Annotated in this window: 22 protein-coding genes; 12 read left to right on the top strand and 10 right to left on the bottom strand. The window is 49.2% G+C overall.

The genetic code is table 11. The features are described from left to right. The 4 genes from BGM27_RS18215 to BGM27_RS18200 all read left to right on the top strand — a co-directional run. Positions 1-2118: condensation domain-containing protein (locus BGM27_RS18215; RefSeq protein ID WP_217031327.1), on the top strand; the 2118-nt coding region annotated here is incomplete at its 5' end. Positions 2119-2152: 34 nt separating this feature from the next. Further along, entirely contained in the window at positions 2153-5989 is a 3837-nt protein-coding gene (gene srfAC / locus BGM27_RS18210) for a surfactin non-ribosomal peptide synthetase SrfAC (RefSeq protein WP_020953882.1), read from the top strand. A gap of 19 nt (positions 5990-6008) precedes the next feature. After that, positions 6009-6740 carry a surfactin biosynthesis thioesterase SrfAD gene (gene srfAD / locus BGM27_RS18205; RefSeq protein WP_020953883.1) on the top strand — a complete coding sequence of 244 codons (732 nt, stop codon included), beginning with the start codon at positions 6009-6011 and terminating at the stop codon, positions 6738-6740. 121 nt (positions 6741-6861) lie between these two features. Further along, positions 6862-8172 (top strand): aminotransferase class I/II-fold pyridoxal phosphate-dependent enzyme, encoded by a 1311-nt coding sequence (locus tag BGM27_RS18200; protein WP_007410240.1) that lies wholly within the window; start codon positions 6862-6864, stop codon positions 8170-8172. 34 nt (positions 8173-8206) lie between these two features. Here the strand turns inward: BGM27_RS18200 and BGM27_RS18195 are convergent, their stop codons facing one another. Further along, positions 8207-8746, bottom strand: a complete 540-nt coding sequence (locus BGM27_RS18195; RefSeq protein WP_007410241.1) for a YcxB family protein — start codon at positions 8744-8746, stop codon at positions 8207-8209. Continuing rightward, positions 8743-9705: a DMT family transporter gene (locus BGM27_RS18190; protein ID WP_007410242.1), complete on the bottom strand. Its 963-nt coding sequence runs from the start codon at positions 9703-9705 to the stop codon at positions 8743-8745. Before BGM27_RS18190 ends, BGM27_RS18195 begins: the two co-directional genes overlap by 4 nt. 118 nt (positions 9706-9823) lie before the next feature. Between BGM27_RS18190 and BGM27_RS18185 the strand changes: the two genes are divergently transcribed. Further along, positions 9824-11134: an aminotransferase-like domain-containing protein gene (locus BGM27_RS18185; protein ID WP_007410243.1), complete on the top strand. Its 1311-nt coding sequence runs from the start codon at positions 9824-9826 to the stop codon at positions 11132-11134. Here BGM27_RS18185 and BGM27_RS18180 read toward each other — a convergent pair. The 6 genes from BGM27_RS18180 to BGM27_RS18155 all read right to left on the bottom strand — a co-directional run bounded on the left by BGM27_RS18180 (position 11129) and on the right by BGM27_RS18155 (position 15875). Then, the gene (locus tag BGM27_RS18180; RefSeq protein ID WP_007410244.1) at positions 11129-11803 is read right to left on the bottom strand and encodes a 4'-phosphopantetheinyl transferase family protein; all 675 of its coding nucleotides are present in this window, start codon (positions 11801-11803) and stop codon (positions 11129-11131) included. The two genes, BGM27_RS18185 and BGM27_RS18180, sit on opposite strands and share 6 nt — an antisense overlap. A gap of 97 nt (positions 11804-11900) precedes the next feature. After that, positions 11901-12548: a YczE/YyaS/YitT family protein gene (locus BGM27_RS18175; protein ID WP_077392018.1), complete on the bottom strand. Its 648-nt coding sequence runs from the start codon at positions 12546-12548 to the stop codon at positions 11901-11903. 81 nt (positions 12549-12629) lie between these two features. Beyond that, positions 12630-13373, bottom strand: coding sequence for a cystine ABC transporter ATP-binding protein TcyC (tcyC, locus tag BGM27_RS18170; protein ID WP_007410246.1), 744 nt, complete (start codon positions 13371-13373; stop codon positions 12630-12632). Between the two features lie 12 nt (positions 13374-13385). Further along, entirely contained in the window at positions 13386-14090 is a 705-nt protein-coding gene (locus BGM27_RS18165) for an amino acid ABC transporter permease (RefSeq protein WP_003156375.1), read from the bottom strand. Further along, on the bottom strand, positions 14077-14874 hold the full coding sequence (tcyA, locus tag BGM27_RS18160; RefSeq protein ID WP_007410247.1) for a cystine ABC transporter substrate-binding lipoprotein TcyA: 798 nt from the start codon (positions 14872-14874) through the stop codon (positions 14077-14079). The genes BGM27_RS18165 and tcyA overlap by 14 nt, the downstream gene beginning before the upstream one ends. Positions 14875-15002: 128 nt before the next feature. Continuing rightward, entirely contained in the window at positions 15003-15875 is an 873-nt protein-coding gene (locus BGM27_RS18155) for a LysR family transcriptional regulator (protein ID WP_007410248.1), read from the bottom strand. A gap of 91 nt (positions 15876-15966) precedes the next feature. Between BGM27_RS18155 and BGM27_RS18150 the strand changes: the two genes are divergently transcribed. From BGM27_RS18150 to BGM27_RS18135, 4 genes are read left to right on the top strand one after another with little or no spacing between them, the layout of a single operon-like run. Beyond that, on the top strand, positions 15967-16581 hold the full coding sequence (locus tag BGM27_RS18150) for a non-oxidative hydroxyarylic acid decarboxylases subunit B (protein WP_088005476.1): 615 nt from the start codon (positions 15967-15969) through the stop codon (positions 16579-16581). A 2-nt stretch (positions 16582-16583) separates the two neighbouring features. Beyond that, a complete protein-coding gene (gene bsdC, locus BGM27_RS18145; RefSeq protein ID WP_007410249.1) occupies positions 16584-18005 on the top strand; it encodes a phenolic acid decarboxylase BsdC in 1422 nt (473 codons plus the stop codon). Between the two features lie 17 nt (positions 18006-18022). Further along, entirely contained in the window at positions 18023-18250 is a 228-nt protein-coding gene (locus BGM27_RS18140) for a non-oxidative hydroxyarylic acid decarboxylases subunit D (RefSeq protein WP_007410250.1), read from the top strand. Beyond that, a complete protein-coding gene (locus tag BGM27_RS18135) occupies positions 18250-18711 on the top strand; it encodes a hypothetical protein (protein WP_007410251.1) in 462 nt (153 codons plus the stop codon). Before BGM27_RS18140 ends, BGM27_RS18135 begins: the two co-directional genes overlap by 1 nt. Before the next feature lie 48 nt (positions 18712-18759). Here the strand turns inward: BGM27_RS18135 and BGM27_RS18130 are convergent, their stop codons facing one another. Next, positions 18760-20238, bottom strand: coding sequence for a peptide MFS transporter (locus tag BGM27_RS18130; RefSeq protein ID WP_007410252.1), 1479 nt, complete (start codon positions 20236-20238; stop codon positions 18760-18762). 278 nt (positions 20239-20516) lie between these two features. On the opposite strand from BGM27_RS18130, the gene BGM27_RS18125 reads away from it, so the two are divergent. Next, positions 20517-22262 carry a right-handed parallel beta-helix repeat-containing protein gene (locus tag BGM27_RS18125; protein WP_007410253.1) on the top strand — a complete coding sequence of 582 codons (1746 nt, stop codon included), beginning with the start codon at positions 20517-20519 and terminating at the stop codon, positions 22260-22262. A 92-nt stretch (positions 22263-22354) separates the two neighbouring features. Here BGM27_RS18125 and BGM27_RS18120 read toward each other — a convergent pair whose 3' ends face one another. Beyond that, entirely contained in the window at positions 22355-22576 is a 222-nt protein-coding gene (locus BGM27_RS18120; protein ID WP_007410254.1) for a YczF family membrane protein, read from the bottom strand. A gap of 121 nt (positions 22577-22697) precedes the next feature. Between BGM27_RS18120 and gerKA the strand changes: the two genes are divergently transcribed. Both gerKA and BGM27_RS18110 read left to right on the top strand, forming a co-directional pair. Further along, positions 22698-24338 carry a spore germination protein GerKA gene (gene gerKA, locus BGM27_RS18115; RefSeq protein WP_007410255.1) on the top strand — a complete coding sequence of 547 codons (1641 nt, stop codon included), beginning with the start codon at positions 22698-22700 and terminating at the stop codon, positions 24336-24338. Beyond that, positions 24325-25551 (top strand): Ger(x)C family spore germination protein, encoded by a 1227-nt coding sequence (locus BGM27_RS18110; RefSeq protein WP_007410256.1) that lies wholly within the window; start codon positions 24325-24327, stop codon positions 25549-25551. Before gerKA ends, BGM27_RS18110 begins: the two co-directional genes overlap by 14 nt. The last annotated feature ends 3 nt before the right edge of the window (positions 25552-25554 follow it).

Genomic DNA, 25554 nt, shown 5'->3' with positions numbered 1-25554 from the left:
CTTGCGCGCGGATACCTGAACCGTGAAGAAGAAACGGCGAAGCGGTTTACCGCAGATCCGTTCGTGCCCGGCGAGCGCATGTACCGGACCGGCGACCTCGTCAAATGGAACGGTCAGTGCGGCATCGAATACATCGGCCGTATCGACCAGCAGGTCAAAGTGCGGGGCTACCGGATCGAGCTTTCAGAAATCGAAGTCCGCCTCGCCCAGCTTGCGGACGTTCATGACGCAGCGGTGACGGCCGTGGAAGACAAAGCGGGCAATACCGCGCTTTGCGCCTATGTCGCGCCTCAGCAGGACGATATTGAAGCGCTCAAATCCGCGCTGAAAGACACGCTGCCTGACTACATGGTGCCGGCGTTCTGGGTGGAGATGGACGAGCTTCCGGTCACCGCGAACGGAAAGATTGACAAAAAGGCCCTGCCGGCGCCTGACATTGAAGCGGGAAGCGCCGCGTACAAAGCGCCGGAAACGGAGATGGAGACGCTGCTTTCCGACATTTGGCAGGAAGTGCTCGGTCTTGATCAGATCGGCGTAAGCGATAATTTCTTCACGCTCGGCGGGGACTCGATCAAAGGCATCCAAATGGCGAGCCGCCTGAACCAGCACGGCTACAAGCTGGAGATGAAAGATCTCTTCCAGCATCCGACCATCGAAGAGCTCGTCTCCTATGTGGAGCGGACGGAAGGCAAGCAGGCCGACCAGGGCCCTGTCGAAGGCGAAGCGGAGTTAACGCCGATCCAGCGCTGGTTCTTTGAACGAAACTTTACCGACAAACACCACTGGAACCAATCCGTCATGCTTCACGCGAAAGACGGCTTTGATCCGGACCTGGTGGAAAAAACCCTGCAAGCATTGATTGAACACCATGATGCGCTCCGCATGGTTTACCGTGAAGAAAGGGAAGGCATCATTCAGACATACCTCCCTGTCACAGAATGCAAGGCAAGCTTTGAAATCGTTGATCTGTACGGAACTGACGAGGATATGCTGAAAAGCCAGATTCAGCGGCTTGCCGATCATCTTCAGGGAAGTCTGGATCTGGAGAACGGCCCGCTGTTAAAAGCGGAGCAATACCGGACAGAACAAGGCGATCATCTGTTAATCGCGATTCACCATCTCGTCGTGGACGGGGTTTCATGGAGAATTCTGCTTGAGGATTTCGCTTCAGGTTATAAACAGGCGCAGCAGCAAAACAGCATCGTCCTCCCGCAGAAAACCCACTCCTTTAAAGATTGGGCGGAGGCGCTGAACACATTTGCGCAATCAGAAGAGCTGAAAAAGCAGGCGGCTTATTGGGCGCAGGCAGATACGGAAGAACTCCGGCCGCTGCCGAAAGACCATGATCCGAACAAACGGCTCGTCAAACATACGGCGGCCGTGAAATGTGAATTGACTGAGGAAGAAACGGCACAGCTGCTCACAGATGTTCATCATCCGTACGGGACGGAAATCAACGACATTCTGCTCAGCGCGCTCGGCTTAACGATCGGTGAATGGACGGAAAACGGCAAAGTCGGCATCAACTTAGAAGGACACGGCCGGGAAGAAATCATACCGAATGTCAATATTTCACGGACGGTCGGCTGGTTTACGGCCCAATATCCGTTGATTCTGCAGATCAGCAAGGAAGACGGCATCTCTTCCGTCATTAAAACGGTAAAAGAGACGGTGCGGCGCGTTCCTGATAAAGGCGTCGGTTACGGGATTCTCCGGTATCTGTCATCTGATAAAACAGAAAAAGGCGTCACGCCTGAAATCAGTTTTAACTACTTAGGGCAGTTTGACAATGAAGTGAAAACGGAATGGTTTGAGCCGTCTCCATATGATATGGGACGTCAAGTCAGCGAAGAGTCAGAGGCGTTATACGCACTGAGCTTCAGCGGGATGGTTACAGGCGGCCGCTTCGTCATTTCCTGCTCATACAATCAGGAAGAATATGAAAGAAGCACCGTCGAAACACAGATGCAGCGGTTTAAAGACAATCTCTTAATGATCATCCGCCATTGCACGGCCAAAGAGGAGAAAGAATTTACGCCGAGCGATTTCAGCGCGCAGGATCTTGAGATGGATGAAATGGGAGACATCTTTGACATGCTTGAGGAGAATTTAACGTGACAAAAACAGATAACAGAAGGGGGGAGCGGAGCAGATGAGCCAATTCAGCAAAGATCAGGTTCAGGACATGTATTATTTGTCGCCGATGCAGGAGGGAATGCTGTTTCATACTCTCCTGAATCCCGGCCAAAGTTTTTACATCGAACAAATGACAATGAAAGTAAAAGGCAGCTTGAATATCAGATGCCTTGAAGAAAGCATGAATGTGATCATGGACCGGTACGATGTATTTCGTACCGTGTTCATTCACGAAAAAGTAAAAAGGCCGGTCCAAGTCGTATTGAAAAAACGGCAGTTTCAGATAGAAGAAATCGATCTGACACATGTAACGGACAGCGAGCAAACAGCCAAAATCAATGAATACAAAGAACAGGATAAGATCAAGGGCTTTGATTTGACGCGGGATATTCCGATGCGGGCAGCCATTTTTAAAAAATCGGAAGAAAGCTTTGAATGGGTGTGGAGCTACCACCACATCATTTTGGACGGCTGGTGCTTCGGCATCGTCGTGCAGGATCTGTTTAAGGTATACAATGCCCTGCGCGAACAAAAGCCGTACAGCCTGCCGCCGGTCAAACCGTATAAAGACTATATCAAGTGGCTTGAAAAGCAGGATAAACAAGCATCACTGCATTACTGGCGCGGGTACTTAGAAGATTTTGAAGGACAAACGACATTTGCGGAGCAAAGAAAGAAACAAAAGGACGGCTATGAGCCGAAAGAGCTGCTCTTCTCACTGCCGGAGGCGGAAACAAAAGCATTTACCGAGCTTGCAAAATCGCAGCATACCACTTTGAGTACGGCGCTTCAGGCGGTTTGGAGTGTATTAATCAGCCGCTACCAGCAGTCCGGAGATTTGATCTTCGGCACAGTCGTTTCCGGGCGTCCCGCAGAAATCAAAGGCGTTGAACATATGGTCGGGCTGTTTATCAATGCTGTCCCGAGGCGGGTGAAGCTGTCTGAGGATACCACATTTAACGGCTTGCTCAAGCAGCTGCAGGAGCAATCGCTGCAGTCTGAGCCGCATCAATATGTGCCGCTCTATGACATCCAAAGCCAGGCCGATCAGCCAAAGCTGATTGACCACATCATTGTGTTTGAAAATTATCCGCTTCAGGATGCAAAAAATGAAGAAAACAGTGAAAACGGCTTTGATATGGAGGACGTCCATGTTTTTGAGAAATCGAATTATGATCTCAACCTGATGGCTTCTCCAGGTGATGAGATGCTGATTAAGCTTGCCTATAACGGGAATGTGTTTGATGAGGCGTTTATCCTGCGCTTAAAATCTCAGCTTCTCACAGCGATTCAGCAGCTCATCCAGAAGCCGGATCAGCCTGTCAATACGATCAGACTTGTTGATGAAAAGGAAAGAGAGCTTCTGCTTACCGGCTTAAACCCGCCGGCTCAGACTCATCAGGCGAAGCCTCTGACAGATTGGTTCAAGGAAGCGGTGAATGTAAATCCAGATGCACCGGCGCTTACGTATTCCGGCCAGACTCTTTCCTATCGTGAATTAGATGAGGAAGCGAACCGTCTTGCGCGCCGTTTGCAAAAGCAAGGTGCGGGTAAGGACACCGTTGTCGCGTTGTACACGAAGCGCTCGCTTGAGCTGGTGATCGGCATTCTCGGCGTATTAAAAGCGGGAGCGGCTTATCTGCCGGTTGATCCGAAGCTGCCGGAGGACCGAATCTCGTACATGCTGGCTGACAGTGCGGCAGCCTGTCTGCTGACACATCAGGAGATGAAAGAAAAAGCGGCTCAGCTGCCGTATACAGGAACAACACTCATCATCGATGATCGAGCACGGTTTGAGGAACAGGCAAGCGATCCTGCAGCCGCAATTGATCCCGATGATCCGGCGTATATTATGTATACGTCCGGCACAACCGGAAAGCCAAAGGGCAATATCACCACTCATGCCAATATTCAAGGATTGGTCAAGCATGTAGACTACATGGCATTTTCTGAAAAAGATACGTTCTTATCTGTTTCCAATTACGCCTTTGACGCATTTACCTTTGATTTCTACGCATCAATACTGAATGCGGCACGGCTCATTATCGCAGATGAACATACACTGCTTGATACAGAACGGCTCACTGATCTGATCCGGCAGGAGAATGTCAATGTCATGTTTGCGACAACCGCACTTTTTAATCTTCTCACCGATGCGGGAGAGGAGTGGCTGAAGGGGCTTCGCTGTGTGTTATTCGGGGGTGAGCGCGCGTCAGTGCCCCACGTCAGAAAGGCGCTTGAGATCATGGGGCCTGGCAAGCTGATTAATTGCTACGGGCCGACTGAGGGAACGGTGTTTGCGACAGCTCACGTCGTGCACGACATACCGGATTCCATTTCCTCATTGCCGATCGGAAAGCCGATCAGCAATGCCAGTGTTTATATTCTTAACGGGCAAAATCAGCTTCAGCCGTTCGGAGCTGTCGGTGAACTGTGCATCAGCGGAATGGGTGTATCAAAAGGATATCTGAACCGTCATGACCTGACGAAGCAAACGTTTATCCCAAATCCGTTCAAGCCGGGAGAAACGCTTTACCGCACAGGGGATTTAGCACGCTGGCTGCCGGATGGAACAATTGAATACGCCGGGCGTATTGACGACCAGGTCAAAATACGCGGACACCGGATTGAGCTTGAAGAAATCGAAAAGCAGCTGCAGGAATACCCGGGTGTGAAAGATGCGGTCGTTGTTGCGGACCGCCATGAGTCTGGAGATGCATCAATCAACGCCTACCTCGTGAACCGGACGCCGCTTTCAGCTGAAGACGTAAAGAGGCACCTGAAAAAACAGCTTCCTGCTTACATGGTGCCGCAAACCTTTACTTTCTTAGAGGAGCTTCCGTTAACGACAAACGGGAAGGTCAATAAACGGCAGCTGCCGAAACCGGATCAGGCTCAGGCGGCGAAAGAATGGATCGGGCCTCGAAACGCGACAGAAGAAACGATTGCACACATCTGGTCCGACATCCTCGGCAGACAGCAGATCGGGATTCATGATGATTTCTTCGCGCTTGGAGGCCATTCCTTAAAAGCGATGACGGCAGCGTCGCGCATTAAAAAAGAGCTCGGTACGGACATTCCGGTGCAGCTGTTATTCGAAGCGACGACAATTGCAGACATTGCCGGTTATCTGCTTCACGGTGAAGAAAAAGGAATGAAAGATCTCACCATCATGAATAAAAATCAGTCTGACACACTGTTTGCGTTCCCGCCGGTTCTCGGTTACGGGCTGATGTACCAGCCGCTGGCAAAACAGCTGTCCGGCTATAAAATCTGTGCGTTTGATTTTATCGAGGAAGACAACCGCATCGAACGCTACACAGAGCTGATCAATCAGCTCCAGCCGGAAGGACCGGTCAAGCTGTTCGGATACTCGGCAGGCTGCACGCTCGCCTTTGAAACGGCCAAACGCCTTGAAGCAGGGGGCCGTAAAGTGGAGCGGCTGATCATGGTTGATTCCTATAAAAAACAAGGCGTCAGCGACTTGGAAGGCCGCACCGTAGAAAGTGATGTCCAGGCGCTGATGAAGGTAAACCGGGACAATGAAGCGCTGAATAACGAAGCCGTCAAAGAAGGTCTCGCCAAAAAAACAAACGCGTTTTATTCTTATTTCGTTCATACCGTCAGCACCGGCACGGTCAAAGCGGATATAGATCTATTAACGTCAGAACCGGACTTTGCGATGCCGCCGTGGCTCGCTTCGTGGGAGGAAGCCACGACAGGTGAATACCGTGTGAAAAAAGGCTGCGGCACGCACGCAGAAATGCTTCAGGGAGAATGTCTCGAAAGGAATGCGGCATATTTGCTCGAATTCCTAAGGAAGGAACATCTGAAGCTGACAACTTCACGATAGAAAAGGAGGAAGCCCGCCAATGGTCCAGCTCTTTAAATCGTTCGATACCACGGAAAAAACGCAGCTTATCTGTTTTCCGTTCGCAGGAGGCTATTCCGCATCATTCCGCCCGCTCCACACCTATCTTCAAGGTGAGTGTGAGATGCTTGCCGCGGAACCGCCGGGACACGGAACAAATCAAATGTCCCCCGTTGAGGATTTTGAACAGCTTGTCAGTTTATACAAGCAGGAGTTGAATCTCCATCCTGACCGCCCGTTTGTGCTGTTCGGCCACAGTATGGGAGGCATGGTCGCTTTCAGGCTGGCGCAAAAGCTGGAGCGGGAGGGCATTTACCCGCAGGCCGTGATCATCTCAGCCATTCAGCCGCCGCATGTGGAAAGGAAAAAAGTGTCTCATCTTGATGATGAAAAATTTCTCGCCCATATTATCGAGCTTGGCGGAATGCCGCAGGAGTTAGTGGAGAATAAGGAGGTCATGTCATTTTTCCTGCCTTCTTTCAGATCCGACTACCGCGCGCTTGAAAGCTTCCGTCCGTCTGATTCTCACATCATTCAATCACCCGTCCATATATTTAACGGGCGGAAAGATAAAAAATGTATCAAAGATGCGGACGGATGGAAAAAATGGGCCGACAATCCCGTATTTCATGAGTTTTCGGACGGCCACATGTTCATATTAAGTGAAACTGAAAAAGTGGCGGAACGAATCTATGAGATTATTAACAGGAGCACTGCAGGCCAATTGTTATAGGATATGACAGACAGCATTCGCTGTCTGTTTTTTGTAACAAAATCCGCCCGCGAGTTTTCTCATTTATCAAAAATTTTATGTTATGATTTGATGGAATATAATTTTGAAGGGATTGTCGTACATGAATGATGCAGCAAAAGAGCTGAACAGAACATTATCTGAAGAAAACCCGCACGTGCTTCATATGCTTTCTGATTTGGGCAGAGAGTTGTTTTATCCGAAAGGGGTGCTGACACAATCGGCGGAAGCGAAAGCCAAGGCCGGAAAGTATAATGCCACGATCGGAATCGCCACCTCACAGGGCGAGTCCATGCACTTTTCCCATATTCAAGAGACACTGTCCGCCTATAACCCCGATGATATCTACGATTATGCTCCGCCGCAGGGAAAAGAGCCGCTCAGACAGGAATGGCTGAAAAAAATGCGTCTCGAAAATCCTTCATTAGCCGGCAAAGACATCAGCACGCCGATCGTGACAAACGCTTTAACACACGGGCTGAGCATCGCCGCCGACTTGTTCGTCAATGAAGGGGATACGCTGCTTCTGCCTGATAAATATTGGGGAAATTACAATTTCATTTTCGGTGTCCGGCGCAAGGCATCCATTGAGACCTACCCGCTTTTTCAGCAGGATGGGCGTTTTAATGCGGCGGGGCTGTCCGAGCTGCTGAAAAAGCAGGAAGAAAAGGCGATTGTCGTGCTGAATTTCCCGAATAATCCGACAGGCTATACGCCGGGGGAAGAGGAGGCGGCAGAAATCGTCAGCGTGATCCTGGAGGCGGCAGAAGCCGGCAAAGAGATTGTCGTGCTCGTAGACGATGCGTATTACAATCTGTTTTACGATGAAACGGCCATTCAGGAATCCATCTTCAGCAAACTCGCCCAAGTGCACGACCGGGTGCTTTGCGTGAAAATAGACGGCGCGACGAAGGAAAATTACGCGTGGGGCTTCCGCGTCGGTTTTATTACGTACAGCACAAAAAGCGAAAAAGCGCTGCGCGTGCTCGAGGAAAAAACAAAAGGGATTATCAGGGGAACGATTTCAAGCGCCCCGCACCCGTCCCAAACGTTTATGCTGCGGGCGATGCAGTCACCGGAATACGAGAAAGAAAAATCGCTGAAATATAACATCATGAAAAAACGGGCTGACAAAGTGAAAGCCGTTCTTGCAGAAAACAAGCACTATGATGACGTATGGACGCCTTACCCGTTTAACTCTGGTTATTTCATGTGTGTCCGGCTGAAAGACATAAACGCCGGCGAATTGAGAGTGTCGTTGCTTGAAAAGAGAGGAATCGGGACGATATCCATTAATGAAACCGATTTGCGAATCGCATTTTCATGTGTTGAAGAGGAACACATCGCGGATCTGTTCGAAGAAATTTATCAGGAAGCAAAGCAGCTGCAGAAACAGGCGGAAATATCAGGCTGACAAAAAAGGAGGGGGACACCCTCCTTTTTGTCTTTTATTCTGTTACATTTACTTTCCCATTCACATTTTCCCGGAGCATTTGCCTGAAAACGGCGATATCTTTTTGCGAATAGAAAAGTCGTTTCGGCAGCAGAAGTGTTCCGTAACCCGATGTTTGTAATCGAAACATATCTTTGTGCTCCCTAGCCGAGAGCAGTTCATCCCATTCAAAAAGAATGCTTGCGTTTTTTTGTTTTTGGCTGATTCCGAGCTGATGAATCGTAATACTTCTGGCAGATTTCAGCCGCTGATTCGTTTTGTATGTTCTGTAAAGACGGAAGAATGAGATTGCCGTTGCGATCACCGTGACTGCCAAAGAGAGAATCACAGCTGCAAGGAAATTCAGGAGAGCTCTGACGCCCCATGTGCCGCCTGTAACCGGGCCGTTCATTTCAAAACAGATGGCAGAAGCCAGCAGCATAATCAAAAAACAGACAGCCGCGGATTTTCCTTGATGATAAGCAAAGTGTTTTCTTACATCGGCAAATGTTAAGCAGCCCGCGAGATAGATATTTTCATTTCGTGTGTTGATCATATTCCGTCTTCGTTTCCTTTCATTTTTTCCCTATGTCGTAATATGTTTTTTTTCCGCCGTCCTGAAGCATTGCTTCCCAAGACTCCGATGACGATACAGACGGCGCCGGCGATATGATACCAGCGGAGTGACTCATGGAGAACGAGGACACCCGCAAGCATCGTCACGAGGACGGAAAAATTGTTAAAGGCGCTCATCTTAAACGCTTCAATCTTGGACAGCGCGTAGTTTGACATCAATGATGTAATGAGAGAAGACAAAATGCCTAAATACAGAATCGCTGCGATAAAACCGGGATCGCGGAAGGGCAGAAAATACTGCCCGATCGTTCCTTCCGCTCCGTGCCGGAAGAGAGCGATGCAGTTGAAGGAAGCAAAGCCGATCGCAGACATGCACCAGGTCAGCTCACCCAATGAAAAACGCTGGGTCATGCGTCTCGCTGCCGTATTGTAAAGGGCGGAGGACAGCGCGGACAACAGGATCAGGAAAGCACCTTTAAAACTCGCCGATTCCGCGGACACCCCTTTCATTGTGAAAATAAATACCACCCCGGCCACTGACAGGCATGTGAATCCCTTTTGCGCCCATGTCGGACGTTCCTTTAAAAAGTAAGACGAAAACAGCATCGTAAAAATCGGGATGGCGGCTTGAATGATACCGGCTTCCGATGATGAAGAATACAAAAGGCCGAACGCCTGAAAACTGAAAAACAAAGCCGGATATAAAAGGGCCAAAGGCAAGATCGCCAGCACATTCTTCCAGCTGACGGACAGTTTGATCCAGCCGAATAAAACAGGAAGCATTGCACAGATGAAGGCCGCTGTGAACCGATGAGCCAATATATCAAACGGATTGGCGGATTGAAGCGCAATCTTGACAAATATAAAGGAAAAACCGATAATCAGCGCATTTAAAATGGCAGCGAGGTAAGCAGCAGCCAAACGGTTTTGATTAATCATCTTTACGAACTCCTTTAATGAGATCGAGCGCCGGCCGCTCCCTTTTATTGTATGGGAAGGGAAGAAGCAGTACAATGAGAATAATGATAAACTGTACCGGTACAGATGGAGGTTCAGCATGGAAAAGTATATGAACGTGATGATAGAAGTGGAGAGTCTCATTGAAGGCGGCACTTTTCAGGAAGGGGCGCGGCTGCCTTCTATCAGGCAGCTGGCCGAGCGTTTTCACGTCAGTAAAAGCACCGTCATCCGTGCGCTTCAGGAGCTTGAAAAACGGCACATTATTTATGCCGTGCCGAAAAGCGGCTACTATCTTATTAAAAATGAAAAAAAGCAGGAGCGAGAACAAACAGGTATCATTGATTTTGCAGCCTCGGCGCCGGACCCTGATATTTTTCCGTACCGCGACTTTCAGCATTGCATCAACAAAGCCATTGATATGTATAAAAATGATTTGTTCATTTACGGCACGCCGCAGGGGCTTCCGTCTTTAATCCGGGTGCTTCAGACGCTGTTATCCGATTATCAGGTATTTGCAAAAGAGCGGAACATTTTTATCACCTCGGGTGTGCAGCAGGCGTTATCCCTGCTGTCTCTGATGCCGTTTCCGAACGGAAAAAAGAAGATTTTAATCGAACAGCCGGGCTATCATCTGATGGTGGAGCAGCTTGAAGCGCTGCGCCTTCCCGCCTGCGGCATTAAACGGACGGCTGAGGGGCTTGATATGGCGGAAGTCGAGCGGCTGTTTCAGACGGAGGAAATTAAGTTTTTTTACACGATGCCCCGATTTCATAATCCGCTCGGCAGCTCTCTGACAGAATGGCAAAAACGAGAGCTTGTCCGATTAGCGGAGGCGTATGACGTTTATTTGGTTGAGGATGATTTCCTAGGAGATTTAGAGGACAATCAGAAGGCAGACCCGCTGTACGCCTACGATCTGTCTTCCCGCGTGATTTATTTGAAAAGCTTTTCGAAAATGATTTTTCCGGGGCTGCGTGTTGGAGCGGCTGTGCTCCCGGATTCGCTGGCCCCGGTTTTCCATACGTATAAAAAGCTGAGCGATATCGACTGTTCGATGATATCCCAAGCGGCCCTTGAAGTGTATATCAAAAGCGGCATGTTCAAAAGGCATAAAGAAAAAATCCGGGCCTCTTACAGAGCACGTTCCGAGCTGCTCCAAAACGCGCTGCAGGAGTACGGCGGTTTTTCTGTAAAGCAAACGTCGATCCATACCCATCTCGTGCTGGAGAAAAGCCTTTCCGCTTCAAGAGTTGTGCAGCGTCTGAAAGCGCAAGGCGTGCTGGTGGAGCCGATTGAGAGCCATTACCTATCGGATTTTCCGAAAGAAAATATCATCAAACTCAACGTGTCCAACGTCAAGACAGGGGATATCACGCGAGGCATCAAAATGCTGACGGATTGCTTATAACAGCTCTTCATACGTTTTCATCTCAATCCCGTCACAAAAATCGGGATGCGCCGCACAAACGGCCAGCTTATACTCCTCGTCCGCCTCATATGTGCGGATGAAACAAGGTTCATGTCCGTCCGGAAGTTCAATGGACACATGGCCGTCGTCTTTGAGGCGGACGCTGAATGAATCAAGCGGCAGGGAAAGCCCTTTTCCGGCCTGTTTGATAAAGCTTTCTTTCATCGACCACAGATGGTAAAAATAATCGGTCTGCTGATCGGGGTGTTTCGCTTGCAGATCACTGTATTCCGTGGGCGAAAAAAACCGTTTGGCGATATCAATCGTGCCGGGCTTCATTTTTTCAATATCAATGCCGATCGGTTTTGAATCAACGGCGCACACGATCCAGCGACCGGAGTGGGAAATATTAAAGTGCATGTCCGGAAGCGCGGGGATGTACGGCTTTCCGTATTCCTGAACGCTGAATGAAATCCCTGCCGGATCAAGTCCGTAAGCCTTCGCCGCAGCGGTGCGGATCAGCATGTCGCCGATCAAGGTGCGGTGAGCATCCTCCTTATGGTAAAAGCGCCGGCATTTTTCCCGCTTTTCGGCGGACACGGCCGCCATCATCCGATCCTCTTCCCCTGCAGAAAGCGGGCGGTCCATATATACTCCGTAAATCTTCATGTTCGATCCTCCGTCTGAAAATATTGTCAAAACCATCCTATCATATCAGACGAAAGCTGTCCGAAAATAAAAAAACAAAACCGTTTCGGCTTTGTTTTTAATGAACGGACGTTGCCCGCCCGGAGATCGCGTATGTTAACAGTTTAGAGGACTGCGGCAAAGAAAAACGCAGAATCAGCCCCGTCAAAACAGCCGTAATAATGGTTCCGGCGCCGATCGGTCCGCCCATCATCCAGGCTGCGGCAAGAATCGTCAGCTCAATGCCGTTCCGCACCCATTGCACGTTCCAGCCCGTTTTTTCAGATATCAGCATCATCAGAGAGTCCCGGGGGCCCGCGCCGAGCCCTGCTGATACGTAAATACCGACGCCGCAGCCGATCAGCAGCAATCCGATAGAAAAAAACACGGCCGCTAAGGAAAAAGCGTGCGTCTCAGGAAGCAGAAACGAAAAGAAATCAATAAACATTCCCATCAGCACCATGTTTAAGATAGCGCCGATTTTCGGGAGTGTCCTTGTGAACAGGCAGGTTAAAGCCACGATGACCGCGCCGACCACGATGGACCATTGGCCGACAGAAAGCCCGAAATGCTGAAAAAGCCCATAATGAAAGGCATCCCAAGGGCTGATGCCGAGAGCTTTTCCTTTAATGGTTAACGATACCCCGAAAGACAAAATTAACAGACCGGCAAAATAAAACGTCCAGCGCATCAAGAATTCCCGCTTCAAAGAGGTCCCTTCTTTCATAAAATTTCATTAATTGTCATTGTAGCATAACCGCCAAAAAAAAGAAGAAGCGAAATCAGTGTTTCGCTTCTTCTCCCGCTCCTACAAAGGATTCAGTATACGATTTAAAAACCGCTGCGTGCGTTCTTCTTTCGGCGCGGAGAAAATTTGCTCCGGCGGTCCTTGTTCCACAATGACGCCGCCGTCAATGAAGATGACTTCATCGGCCACTTCCTGCGCGAATTTGATTTCATGGGTGACGACGACCATCGTCCAGCCTTCGTTCGCCAGATCCTTAATCACTTTGAGCACCTCGCCGACCAGCTCCGGATCAAGCGCTGACGTCGGTTCGTCAAACAGCATCAGCTCGGGCTGAATCGCAAGCGCGCGGGCGATGCCGACACGCTGCTGCTGACCGCCGGAAAGCTGGAACGGATATAAATCCATTTTGTCTTTCAGTCCGACTTTTTCCAGAAGCTCCATCGCTTCTTTTCTGACTTGCTCCTTGTCGCGCTTTTGCACTTGAACGGGTCCTTCCATGACGTTTTCAAGCGCCGTGCGGTGAGGAAACAGATGATACGCCTGAAAGACCATGCCTGATTTGCGGCGGAGGCGAAGAATATCAGCCTGCTTCACTTTTTTGGAGAAATCTATTGAAAAATCGGAGAATGCCAGCTCGCCGCGATTGGGGATCTCAAGCGCGTTCAGACAGCGCAGAAGCGTCGTTTTTCCTGAACCGGACGGTCCCAGAATGGCGATGACTTTCCCTTTTTCTATCTCCATATCTATCTTTTTTAAAATTTCATTCTGCCCGAATGATTTATTTAATCCTTTGACGGAAAGCATATCGAAACCTCCTTATTTGGCCACATAACGGTCGAGACGCCGTTCGATCACGTGCTGTACGATTGACAGCAAGAAGCAGATGATCCAATAAATAAAGGCGGCTTCAATATAGATGACCAAGATTTGATCAAGGTTTTGCGCGCCGATTTCCTGCGCTTTTCTGAACAGCTCCGCGACGAGAATCTGTGACGCGAGAGATGTATCCTTGATCAGGCTGATAAATGTATTTGATAATGGCGGAATGGACACGCGAAACGCCTGCGGCAGGATCACGCGGAACAATGTCTTGCGATAGGTCATGCCGATCGTATAACCGGCTTCCCATTGCCCTTTCGGCACGGATGAAATAGATGCCCGGATGATTTCAGAAGCGTAGGCGCCCACGTTTAATGAAAACGCGATGACTGCGCTTGGGAAAGGGTCCAGCGTAATATTAAATGTCGGGAACAGATAAAAAATGATGAACAATTGAACGAGAAGAGGAGTGCCGCGCACCGCTGATACGTATACGCTGAACACCCATCTCAATGGTTTCATATTTGACATTCTGGCGAGCGCCGTAATCAGCGCGATGATCATTCCGAAAATAAAGGAAAGAATGGTAAGGGGAATCGAGTAATAGATTCCCCCGGAAAGAATCGGCCAGAATGACTGCTGCACCAGATCCCAAGGAATGGCTGTTGCAATCACGGGTTCCGGCATGTTACTTAGAAACATCTTCGCCGAACCATTTTTTCGCTATTTTAGAAAGAGTCCCGTCCTCTTTCATTTCTTTTAACGCTTTGTTGACGTGAGTCACAAGTTCGCCGCTTCCTTTTCGGAATGCGAAATACGTCTGCTGCGGCTGGCCTGCTTCAAACGCGATTTTCACGTTTTTATTGCCGGACGTTTTTAAGTAGTTCAGTACGGCAAGCTTATCGTTGTAAGTCAGATCAGCGCGGCCCTGCTGAATGAGCTGAAGGGATTGCGCCATGCCTTCAACGCCTTCAATTTTCGCGCCGGCTTCTTTCGCTAATTTATTGTAATTGCTTGTTAATGACTGAGCCGCTGTTTTTCCTTTGACATCAGTCTCTTTCGCAATCGTGCTGTCTTTTTTGGTCACGACGACTGCATTTGACGTTGTGTATTTATCAGAAAAATCATATTGGTTCTCACGGCCTGTTTTGCCGACTTGGTTGGCAACGACGTCAAACCGTTTCGCGTTTAATCCGGCAAACATGCTGTCCCATTGTGTTTCTTTGAAGTCAGCTTTCAGACCGAGGCGTTTCGCGACTTCCTGAATCACTTCAACATCATACCCGGTCAGTTTGTCACTCTTTTTATCATGGAAGGTAAACGGTTCGTACGTTCCTTCTGTGCCGACGGTCAGTACGCCTTTTTTCTTGACAGAAGCCCAAAGATCGCCGTCTTTTGACTTAGATCCGCTGTCCTGTGAGTTTCCGCAGGCTGCAAGCATTGCGATGCTGACCATCATGAACAAAGCGAGTATTGCTTTTTTCATCTTCTTTATTCCCCACTTTTCTGAGTAGTTTTATTGAGAAAAAATAGCTCCCAATTGTAAAGGATAACTTTTTTTTAGTATGAGTCAAGTAATTGGTTTTCATAAGCGGGAATTCTTCGTGTTCCGGATCAAAATAATTCCAAAAACTGTCTGACCGGCTTCGGCAGATAGCTGTCTTTTCTCCAGATGACGGCCGGTGTCATGACAAACGGGTTGTCTTCGATGATAACCGTTTTGACATGCGAGCGCATATGGACGGGAATCATCGTCAAAGGCAGAATTGTGGCGCCGAATCCTGATGATACGAGGCTCAAGAGCGTCGCGGAGTCATGGCATTCACAGACAACCTGAAGGTCGAGACCGTACTGTTCACAAACATGGAGGAGTTGGTCATACACACCTCTTCCATTGACTGTGCGCAAAAGGATCAAAGGCAAAGAGGCGATGTCATTCAGTTTAATCGTTTCACCGCACAGTCGTTTTGAATGCTCGGACAGCACCAATACACACGGAATGTCTTCAAGCTCCTTCGATTCAATGCCGTCGTTTTTAATCAAGGTGGTGGTGACGGCGGCGTCAATCTGCCGGGTTTCCAGAAGCTCGAGCAGTGAGACAGGCTCATCTTCCCAAATGTTAAAGGTAAGATGCGGAAACCGCTCTTTCATCTGTGACACTTTCTCAAGCATGAGCGCGGCGCAGTAAATGGTTGACCCGACGGCAAGTGTCCCGGCCACCGCCTCCTTCAGCTCTTGTACCTCGATAATGGCATCCTCAAACTTATGAAGAATCTCTTTCGCTCTTTTCAAAAAGACATTTCCTTCATATGTAAGGGTCATTTGTTTCTTTTTATTGCGGTCAAACAGAATGACGCCCAATTCTTCTTCGAGCTGTTTCAGCTGTCTGCTTAAAGGCGGCTGTGCCATATGAAGCTTTTTGGCGGCCGTCGTGATTTTCTGCTCTTGGGCAATGGTGATGAAATAACGCAATTGCCGGATATCCATGAGAACGCGCTCCTTTCTTTTATACCTTTAAGGTATGATACATAGATTTAACGAATATTTTTCATATGGATATATCAGGAGTATGATGGTTTTGACACCACATTTCAAGCGTAAAGGAGGGGTCAATATGAAGCTCGTCATCGGAATGACCGGGGCAACGGGAGCCATATTCGGGATCAGGCTTTTAGAATATTTAAAAGCCGCGGAGATCGAAACCCATCTTGTCGTGTCTCCTTGGGCAAATGTCACCATTACACATGAAACCGATTATACGTTAAAAGATGTCGAGAAACTCGCATCCTATACGTATTCTCACAAAGACCAAGCCGCGGCGATTTCAAGCGGCTCGTTTGAAACGGACGGGATGATCATCGCTCCGTGCAGCATGAAATCACTGGCAAGCATCCGCACCGGAATGGCTGACAATCTGCTGACAAGGGCGGCTGACGTCATCTTGAAGGAGCGGAAAAAACTTGTGCTGCTGACAAGAGAAACGCCGCTCAGCCAAATTCATTTAGAAAATATGCTAGCGCTTACAAAAATGGGTTCCGTCATTCTTCCGCCGATGCCGGCATTTTATAACAAGCCGGCTGACATGGATGAATTGATCGACCATATTGTGTTCCGGACGCTCGATCAGTTCGGCATCCGTCTGCCGGAAGCGAAACGGTGGTACGGAATTGAAAAACAAAAAGGAGGAATCTGATAATGGCCTATCAGGATTTTAGGGAATTTCTCGCCGCTCTTGAAAAAGAAGGGCAGCTCTTAACAGTCAACGAAGAGGTAAAACCGGAGCCGGATCTGGGCGCCGCTGCGCGTGCAGCCAGCAATCTCGGGGATAAAACCCCTGCGCTTTTGTTTAACAATATTTACGGACATCACCATGCGCAGGTGGCTCTGAATGTCATCGGCTCGTGGCCGAATCACGCGATGATGCTCGGCATGCCGAAAGATACGCCTGTTAAAGAACAATTCTTTGAGTTCGCCAAACGGTACGATGCATTTCCGGTACCGGTCAAACGGGAAGAAACCGCGCCGTTTCATGAAAATGAAATAACGGAAGATATCAATCTATTTGACATCCTTCCGCTATTCAGAATCAACCAGGGGGACGGCGGCTACTATTTGGATAAAGCGTGTGTCATTTCCCGCGATCTTGAAGATCCGGACAATTTCGGCAAGCAGAATGTCGGCATTTACAGAATGCAGGTAAAGGGAAAAGACCGCCTCGGCATTCAGCCCGTGCCTCAGCATGATATTGCGATTCATCTTCGCCAAGCTGAAGAACGCGGCGTGAATCTTCCCGTTACGATCGCGCTCGGCTGTGAGCCGGTGATTACGACAGCTGCGTCAACTCCGCTGTTATACGATCAATCCGAGTATGAAATGGCCGGCGCGATTCAAGGGGAGCCCTACAGAATCGTCAAATCTAAATTGTCTGATTTAGACATCCCTTGGGGCGCTGAAGTCGTTCTGGAAGGAGAGATCCTTGCGGGAGAACGAGAATACGAAGGGCCTTTCGGTGAGTTCACGGGCCATTATTCCGGCGGCCGCAGCATGCCGGTGATCAAAATCAAACGGGTATATCATAGAAACAATCCGATTTTTGAACATTTATACTTAGGCATGCCGTGGACGGAGTGCGATTATATGATCGGCATTAATACGTGCGTGCCGCTTTACCAGCAGCTCAAGGAAGCTTATCCGAACGAAATTGTCGCCGTGAATGCGATGTATACGCACGGCCTGATCGCCATCATTTCAACGAAAACGCGCTACGGCGGATTTGCCAAGGCGGTCGGCATGCGCGCCCTGACCACGCCGCACGGACTCGGCTACTGCAAAATGGTCATTGTCGTGGATGAGGATGTCGATCCGTTTAACCTGCCGCAAGTCATGTGGGCGCTCTCAACGAAAATGCATCCGAAACACGATGCAGTCATCATTCCTGACCTGTCCGTCCTTCCGCTTGACCCGGGGTCTGATCCGGCAGGGATGACACACAAAATGATTCTTGACGCCACGACGCCCGCCGCGCCGGAAACAAGAGGCCATTATTCTCAGCCGCTTGATTCTCCGCTGACAACGAAAGAATGGGAACAAAAACTGATGGACTTAATGAATCAATAAGAAAGGATGAGGTTGCAATGAAAACATGCCCGCGCTGTGAATCGAAAAAAGGAGAAACCGTCAGCCAATCGCCGGTCAAAGGCGCTTGGGAAATTTACCAATGCCAAACCTGCTTTTTCACATGGAGATCCTGTGAACCGGAAAGCATCACGAATCCGGCGGCATTCAACCCGGCATTTAAAATCGATCCGAAAGAAACGGAGACGGCCGCACATGTACCCGCTGTTCCGGAAAGAAAAGCGTAATGCTGACGGAGCACTTGCCAGAGGCGCTTTACACACTTTTAGACGGGACGGAGCTTGAAAAAAAGCAGCACGACGCATTTGTGCTCCAATCCGTGACAAAAGAAGGCCGTCCGCACGCGGCCATGATCAGCGCCGGTGAAATCGTGGCCGTGAGCAGAACAAATCTCCGGCTCGCCTTATGGAAAAACACGACGACCGTAAGCAGCCTTCTGCATTCGGGACAAGCTCTTTTCATCGCCTGGCACGGAGGAGCCGCATATTACGTCACATTGGAATGTGAGGCGCTTCCGCCGCTGAAAGAGGCGAAACACGAGCGGGAACGGTTCAGCTGCCGGGTGATCACCGTCAAGGAAGATCGGGCGAAATACGCGGATCTGACATCCGGACCGGCCATCCAGCTCCACGAACCGGAAGATGTCTTGAAGAGATGGAGAGAAACACTTGAGGAGTTAAAACAATAGACGCATCAAAAAAGCCTGCGGACGATTCCGCAGGCTTTTCTTTATCTGTTATTGAACGCCTTTCATCGCCCGTTTAATGACGGGAGACAGAAGAATCAAAATAATACCGAGAATGATCGAAACAAGACCGATTGAGCCGAAGTAGGCCGCTTCAGAAATCTTATCAAACAAACCGACTACTTTTGCGTTCAGGGCTTGACCGCAGGCGTTTGTTAAAAACCACATACTCATCGTCTGCGCTGAGAAAGCGGCAGGCGCAAGTTTCGTTGTGACGGATAAACCGACCGGTGAAAGGCAAAGCTCACCAAGCACAACCAAAAGGAAGCTGAGCACAAGCCAAAGCGGGCTCACAAGCTCGCCGCTTCCGCCCATAACCGGAAGCACCATGACTAAAAATGATAATCCGGCAAGGATAATGCCGATCGCGAATTTAATCGGTGTTGAAGGCTGGCGTTTGCCGAGCTTCATCCAGATCCAGGCGAACACCGGCGCGAAAATAACGATGAATAATGGGTTCAGAGACTGGAACCATGAAGACTCAAGATGCATGCCTGCAAAGGAAAGTCTCGTGCGCTGATCCGCATATAAAGCAAGAATCGTCGCGCCCTGCTCCTGAATCGCCCAGAACATTGCCGCTGCAATAAACAGCGGAACATAAGCCGCAAGCCGTGATTTTTCCGTTTTCGTCGCTTTTTTGCTCGTGAACATCACGATAAAGTAAATAACCGGAATGACAATGCCGAGGATACTGACGGTGTCAATCACACGCTGGATCGTCAGCCAGCCGGTTTGAATCAGAACGATAATAACGGCTGCTGCGATGACCACTCCGATTCCCGTGCCGATCACTGATGATTTAGAAATCGGATTCGGTACATTGGAGCCTGCTTTGCCGAGGTATTTCTTTCTCGTAAGAGCGAAAACAATCAGTCCGAGGAACATACCGGCCGCGGCGCATCCGAAGCCTAAGTGGTAGTTGTACTTCTGTCCGAGTGTTCCGACAATTAGCGGCGCAAGCAATCCGCCGAGGTTGATCCCCATGTAAAAGATGCTGAAACCTGAGTCGCGGCGCTCGTCTTCCTTCGTATATAAATCTCCGACAACGCTGGATACGTTTGGTTTAAGCAGGCCGGTTCCGATAATGATCAGAGCCATGCTGGTAAAAAACGCCGCCGTGCTGCCAGGGAAGGCAAGAGCGATGTGCCCGAACATAATTAAAATTCCGCCGTAAAATACGGTGTTTGCCGTGCCGAATACCCGGTCGGCCAGCCATCCGCCGATGACGCTCGACATGTATACGAGAGACCCGTATATGGACATGATGGCAACTGCGGTCGTTTTATCAAAGCCGAGACCGCCATGAGCGACTTCCGTGTATAAATAGTAAAGCAATATGGCTCTCATACCATAGTAGGAGAAACGCTCCCAAAATTCGGTGAAAAACAGTGTGAACAAGCCGCGGGGATGACCGAAAAAGCCTCGTTGCGGCACAGTTTCTGTTATAGAATCCTTATCAATAGATGCCACCTGAGCCAACCCTTTCTTAAAAAAGTGTATTACAAAAATCATATTCTTATATAATACTTGTGTCAATATAATTTATACTGAATTCAAAAAATTCCAGAATGAAAAGATATTAAAACGTTGAATATAGACGAATTCTCCTAATTCCAATGACTTATTTTGTTATATTATCTGACTAAACTATCTTTATAAACTTTTTTAATAAAATTTAAAGTATGTACAGGCGGAGCGGGATATGGCGGAATAAGATGACAATAAGAGAGGAAGGAGGAGATTATCACTTGCCGAATCGTATATTGGATATAACGGATTGCGGTGTGGCGGCAGACGGAAAAACCGACGTGACGGGCGCCATCAACCAATGCTTGGCCAGGGCCGTCAGCGAAGGCTGTCATACGGTGTTTTTTCCGCCCGGAACGTATAAAATCAACGGCACGTTTGGCGGCGACAGCAGCCAGCCGTTTCGGAACGCCGGGATTAACGTGCCGAGCCATCTCTCCATCGTTTTAGATCCGGAATGCACGATTAAAGTGGCGCCGAACAGCTCCTGGGGCTACTCGGCTTTCTATATAGGCAGGCGGGAAAATGTCACCATCACCGGCGGCCGGATCATCGGGGAACGGGATGAACACACGTATACCAATGTCCCTTTGCGGCCGACCCATGAATGGGGGTTTGGCATCTGTATAGAAGGCAGCAGCAATGTGCTGATCGAAAATGTGAAGATTTCGGATTTTACGGGAGACGGCATTATTGTCAGCCCGCTCGGGTTAAAAACAAACAGTGATTACGAAACTTCAGAACAGGTGACCATCCGCCGCTGTGAGATCAGGCAGTCAAGGCGAAACAACATTTCAATCACCGGCTGCAATACCGTTACGGTGGAAGAATGTGTGATTGAAGACGCCGGGCAAGGGAACGGAACGGCTCCGAAATTCGGAATCGATATTGAATCGTACGGAGAAGGCGATATAGATTATGAAGAAGCTCTTCATATTACAGTCCGCAACAACTTCTTTTCCGGAAACGCCGCAAGCTCAGTCACCAATTTTAACGGATATAATGTGTTAATTGAAGGAAATCATTCCGATAACACGATCAGCTACGGGTATGGGGCACATACCGTCATTTCAGGGAATGTCTTCTTTCGGTCAGACGGAGGTTCAAGGACCGCAATCGCCGGACAAGGTGTGTCACAAGGACAGGACAGCAGCAATGCCGTCATTTCCAACAATCTGATTACCGGTTTTTCCACCGGAATAGATGTAAGGGGAAAAAGCGTCCTCGTCACCCATAACAAAATCAATCAATTTGAAAATACGGGCATTTCCGTCTATCAGGCAGAAGATGTAACCGTTGACGGCAATGTCATTGAAAACGGACGTTCCGAAACGAGACGAAGCACGGGGATGCGGGCGACGCTGTCCGAAAACGCCGTCTTTACGAATAACACTCTGAATCAGGTGACAGACGGAATCACCATGTCGGCCGGCAGTATCATCGTGAAACAAAATGTGCTGAAATCGTTCAGCCGGGGCATATGGGTCACAGGCGGAAATGCCGTTATTGAAGGAAATACGCTCATTCCGAATGCGTATCAGGGCGCCGCGGAGTCCTATGCCGTATCTGTGACAAATGACGCCAGGGCTGTCATCAAGGGAAATCTCTTCAAAAGCTACAAAAACTATCCCATTTTCAGTTCAACATCCTCGGGAACCTCTGTCATCAGCAACCGCTTTGAATCATCACCGCTTATCGTTACCGTGTATCTGAATTCAGGCACGCATGAAGTCATAGACAATACGCTCACGATCAACCGAACGGCGGGCAGCCCGATCGGCATCTATCTGAACGGAGCCTCAAATTCCCTCGTGTCGGGCAATACCATCAACAACCTTTCCGCCGCTTCTGCTTCCGCCATCCAAACCAATTCCTCCGCAAGTACTAAAATCATCGGCAACCGCATTATCAAAGGCGTCATTGTGAAACACACGACAGATACGGACAGCGGAAATATCGTCATCTGAAAACAATCTGCATCGGAAAAATAAAAAGAACACATGAACTCCGAAAGAAGGAGGGATGTGTTCTTTTTTGACACAATACAGCCGTGCGCCTGTCAGGCATCTTTTTTACCTGATTTATATAAAACGATCATTTCTCTGATTAAAAAGAGGGCGAATAAAAACAGCATCAGCCATTCTGAGAAGGTGGTCAATTTAAAAGCGGACAGGTTGTTTTGGACCGCTCCATAGAAACTGAAACCTTGCAGCATATCTATCGTTACTGAAATGATCAGACAGGCAGCCAGCAAAAAAAATGAAACCCCCAATATTTTCATGCGCATCACTCTCCCTTTTTATCCTTTTCGATTACACAGAACTTATACAGACTTTCCGCCGTGCATAATCTTTTGCCGTACAGGAAGAATATGAAAAAAACGAGGAAAGGTTTTTTGCGATATGCCGCCATTTTTTAAGCAGAAGAAACAAAAAAAAGCCGATCAAAACGACCGTGACAATGAAGGCAGAAAAGAAGCGGACAGCCAGCCGGACAAAGAGCGGGATGAGCCGATCTCCCTCAGCTTAAAGCAAAATATGAAGAAGCTGTCTGGGAGGTTCGGCAACAGTGCCGATGTCGTCATCCGCCGGCTGAAAATCGGAAAAGAAGAGCTTCCGGCCGCAATTGTGTATATCGCCGGTTTGGTAGACGAACAGCTCGTCAGTCAATCCCTTCTGGAGGATTTAATCGACATCCCGTCCGTTCAGCCGGAACAAGCGGTCTGCCTGATATACGATAAAACGCTTGCGATCGGCGGGGTGAAAGAGGAAGAAAAATGGAAAAGTCTTTATGCCGGGCTGGTGGCGGGCAGCACGCTCATTTTTGTCGACGGGGCTGACAAGGCGCTGATCGCCAGCACGGAAGGGGGAGAGCACCGGTCCATTCAAGAGCCGAGCACTCAGGTCTCTTTCCGCGGCCCGCGGCAGGGATTCACTGAATCTCTGCAAACCAATATTTCCATGATCCGCAGGTATGTAAAAACGCCTGATGTATGGGTTGAAAAAATGGAGATCGGACACGAAACGAATACGGATGTCGCGCTGATGTATATTAACGGAATTTGCGATAAAAAGCTGATTAAGGAAGTCCGCAAGCGGCTGAAGCACATTGACATCGACAGCATTCTGGAATCCGGCTACATTGAACAGCTCATTGAAGACGCGCCGTTTTCTGTGTTTCCCACCGTATATCATACGGAGCGGCCGGACGTTGTGGCGGGGAATCTGCTGGAAGGACGATTTGCGATTATCGTGGACGGAACGCCGTTCGTTCTCATCGCGCCGGCCTTATTTATTCAATTTTTTCAATCCGTTGAGGATTATTATTCACGATTTGATATCGCCACTAGCATCAGGGTGCTACGGGTTTTGATCTTCTTCATTTCACTGGTGGCGCCGGGGATTTATGTGGCGGCGACGACCTTTCACCAGGAAATGATTCCGACGCAGCTACTGATTGTCATCGCGGCTCAGCGGGAGACGGTGCCGTTCCCGGCCGTGATTGAAGCGCTGACGATGGAAGTGGCCTTTGAGATTCTCAGGGAGGCGGGTGTCCGGCTTCCGAGAGTTGTCGGCTCCGCCGTTTCCATAGTCGGAGCGCTTGTCATCGGCCAGGCCGCCGTACAGGCCGGCATTGTTTCCCCAGCCATGGTTATCGTCGTCGCCCTGACGGCGATTGCCAGCTTTGCGACCCCGGCTTTTGACATGGCGATATCTGCGCGGCTGATCCGGTTTCTCTTTATTCTGTCGGCGGCGGTCATGGGATTTTACGGGCTGATTCTGGGCATTATCATGATGTTTGTCCATCTGTGCGGCCTGCGTTCATTCGGATTTCCGTATATGTCCCCGCTCGCTCCTTTAACCCCGGGCGGGCTGAAGGATTCCCTTCTCCGCGCCCCGTTATGGGCGGATGAAAAAAGGCCGGGACTGCTCGTGCAGGAAAACAACAGGCGCCAAGGGGAACATCAAAGACCGAAACCGGAGACATCCAGAGGAATGGTTAATAAAGATGTAGAAGAGGGCGACGGTAATGAAAAGACGTAAATGGATGCTTATCCTTTGTACGATGGTTTCCCTTATGTTTGTATCCGGATGCTGGGATAAAAGGGAGCTGACCGATTTAGCGGTGATCTCCGCCATCGGTATTGACCGGACCGAAACGGGAAAATACGTCCTTCACTTGCAAATTATCAATCCGGGAAACGTGGCCGGCGGTCTGCAGGGCGGCGGAGCGGGAGACCGGCCTCCGGTTTCCGTCTATTCGGTGTCCGGAGACAATATGACGGAAGCTTTGAGAAAAGGCTCGATGAAAGTGTCCAGAAGGCTCTATTTTGCGCATACGAATCTCGTGGTGTTCAGTGAAAAACTGGCGAAAGAGGAAGGGCTCAGTTTTATTCTGGACAATCTTGACCGCGACACCGAATTCAGGACGACCGCAACTGTTGTGATCGCGCATAATTGCAAGGCTGAAGACATTATTAAAGTGCTGACGCCGATTGATAAAATCCCTTCCAATAAAGTGAACAAGACGCTCAGCTTCACGCAGGAACAATACGGCAGAGTCATTAAAACCAGCCTTCAGGACGTTCTGATTGATCTCGCTTCTCCGGCCGGGTCGCCGTTTATTCCGGGTTATGAAATGCACGGAGACGATAAAGCCGGCCCTACGATGGAAAATACGCAGACAACTGAACCGAAAGCAGTGCTGTCAGCGGACGGACTGGCGGTGTTCAAAAAGGATGGGAGGCTGGATTACTGGATTGAGGATGACGACAGTGTGGGGGCTGTATGGCTGCTCAATAGGATCAAGCATACGTTCATCAATGCGGATTGGAAGAACGTGAAGCATGCAATCAGTCTGCAGGTCACCCGCCAGAATACAAAGGTGACGGCCACTTTTCCGAACGGAAAACCGCATATTCACGTGCATGCTCAGGTCGAGGGGCTGGTGGACGCTGTCAGGTACCCTTTCCATCTGTCTGATCCGCAAGTGCTGATAACGATGCAAAAGGCGCTCAGCGTGCAGCTTGAGAAAGATATCACCAAATCGATTGAAGATATAAAAGCCCATAAGAATGACTTCGTCGGCTTCGGAGACCTGATCTATCGGAAGCATCCGGACAAATGGAAAAAGTTCAAAGGGAAGTGGGATGAAGAATATTTCCCAAATCTCCCCGTAGATGTCAAAACGGAAGTCATTATCAGAAGAACGGGCTTGCGGAATAATCCTCTCTCAGACAAGCTTGAGCATGATTGATTT

It is taken from the genome of Bacillus sp. FJAT-27001, assembly GCF_019039175.1.
GTDB lineage: Bacteria > Bacillota > Bacilli > Bacillales > Bacillaceae > Bacillus > Bacillus velezensis.
This window is presented reverse-complemented; position numbering and strand designations above follow the sequence as displayed.

Excerpts from the sequence above, each read along its gene's own strand:
- srfAC (WP_020953882.1), top strand. The coding sequence starts at position 2,153 with ATGAGCCAATTCAGCAAAGATCAGGTTCAGGACATGTATTATTTGTCG.
- srfAD (WP_020953883.1), top strand. The coding sequence starts at position 6,009 with ATGGTCCAGCTCTTTAAATCGTTCGATACCACGGAAAAAACGCAGCTT.
- BGM27_RS18200 (WP_007410240.1), top strand. The coding sequence starts at position 6,862 with ATGAATGATGCAGCAAAAGAGCTGAACAGAACATTATCTGAAGAAAAC.
- BGM27_RS18195 (WP_007410241.1), bottom strand. The coding sequence starts at position 8,746 with ATGATCAACACACGAAATGAAAATATCTATCTCGCGGGCTGCTTAACA.
- BGM27_RS18190 (WP_007410242.1), bottom strand. The coding sequence starts at position 9,705 with ATGATTAATCAAAACCGTTTGGCTGCTGCTTACCTCGCTGCCATTTTA.
- BGM27_RS18185 (WP_007410243.1), top strand. The coding sequence starts at position 9,824 with ATGGAAAAGTATATGAACGTGATGATAGAAGTGGAGAGTCTCATTGAA.
- BGM27_RS18180 (WP_007410244.1), bottom strand. The coding sequence starts at position 11,803 with ATGAAGATTTACGGAGTATATATGGACCGCCCGCTTTCTGCAGGGGAA.
- BGM27_RS18175 (WP_077392018.1), bottom strand. The coding sequence starts at position 12,548 with ATGAAAGAAGGGACCTCTTTGAAGCGGGAATTCTTGATGCGCTGGACG.
- tcyC (WP_007410246.1), bottom strand. The coding sequence starts at position 13,373 with ATGCTTTCCGTCAAAGGATTAAATAAATCATTCGGGCAGAATGAAATT.
- BGM27_RS18165 (WP_003156375.1), bottom strand. The coding sequence starts at position 14,090 with ATGTTTCTAAGTAACATGCCGGAACCCGTGATTGCAACAGCCATTCCT.
- tcyA (WP_007410247.1), bottom strand. The coding sequence starts at position 14,874 with ATGAAAAAAGCAATACTCGCTTTGTTCATGATGGTCAGCATCGCAATG.
- BGM27_RS18155 (WP_007410248.1), bottom strand. The coding sequence starts at position 15,875 with ATGGATATCCGGCAATTGCGTTATTTCATCACCATTGCCCAAGAGCAG.
- bsdC (WP_007410249.1), top strand. The coding sequence starts at position 16,584 with ATGGCCTATCAGGATTTTAGGGAATTTCTCGCCGCTCTTGAAAAAGAA.
- BGM27_RS18140 (WP_007410250.1), top strand. The coding sequence starts at position 18,023 with ATGAAAACATGCCCGCGCTGTGAATCGAAAAAAGGAGAAACCGTCAGC.
- BGM27_RS18135 (WP_007410251.1), top strand. The coding sequence starts at position 18,250 with ATGCTGACGGAGCACTTGCCAGAGGCGCTTTACACACTTTTAGACGGG.
- BGM27_RS18120 (WP_007410254.1), bottom strand. The coding sequence starts at position 22,576 with ATGAAAATATTGGGGGTTTCATTTTTTTTGCTGGCTGCCTGTCTGATC.
- gerKA (WP_007410255.1), top strand. The coding sequence starts at position 22,698 with ATGCCGCCATTTTTTAAGCAGAAGAAACAAAAAAAAGCCGATCAAAAC.
- BGM27_RS18110 (WP_007410256.1), top strand. The coding sequence starts at position 24,325 with ATGAAAAGACGTAAATGGATGCTTATCCTTTGTACGATGGTTTCCCTT.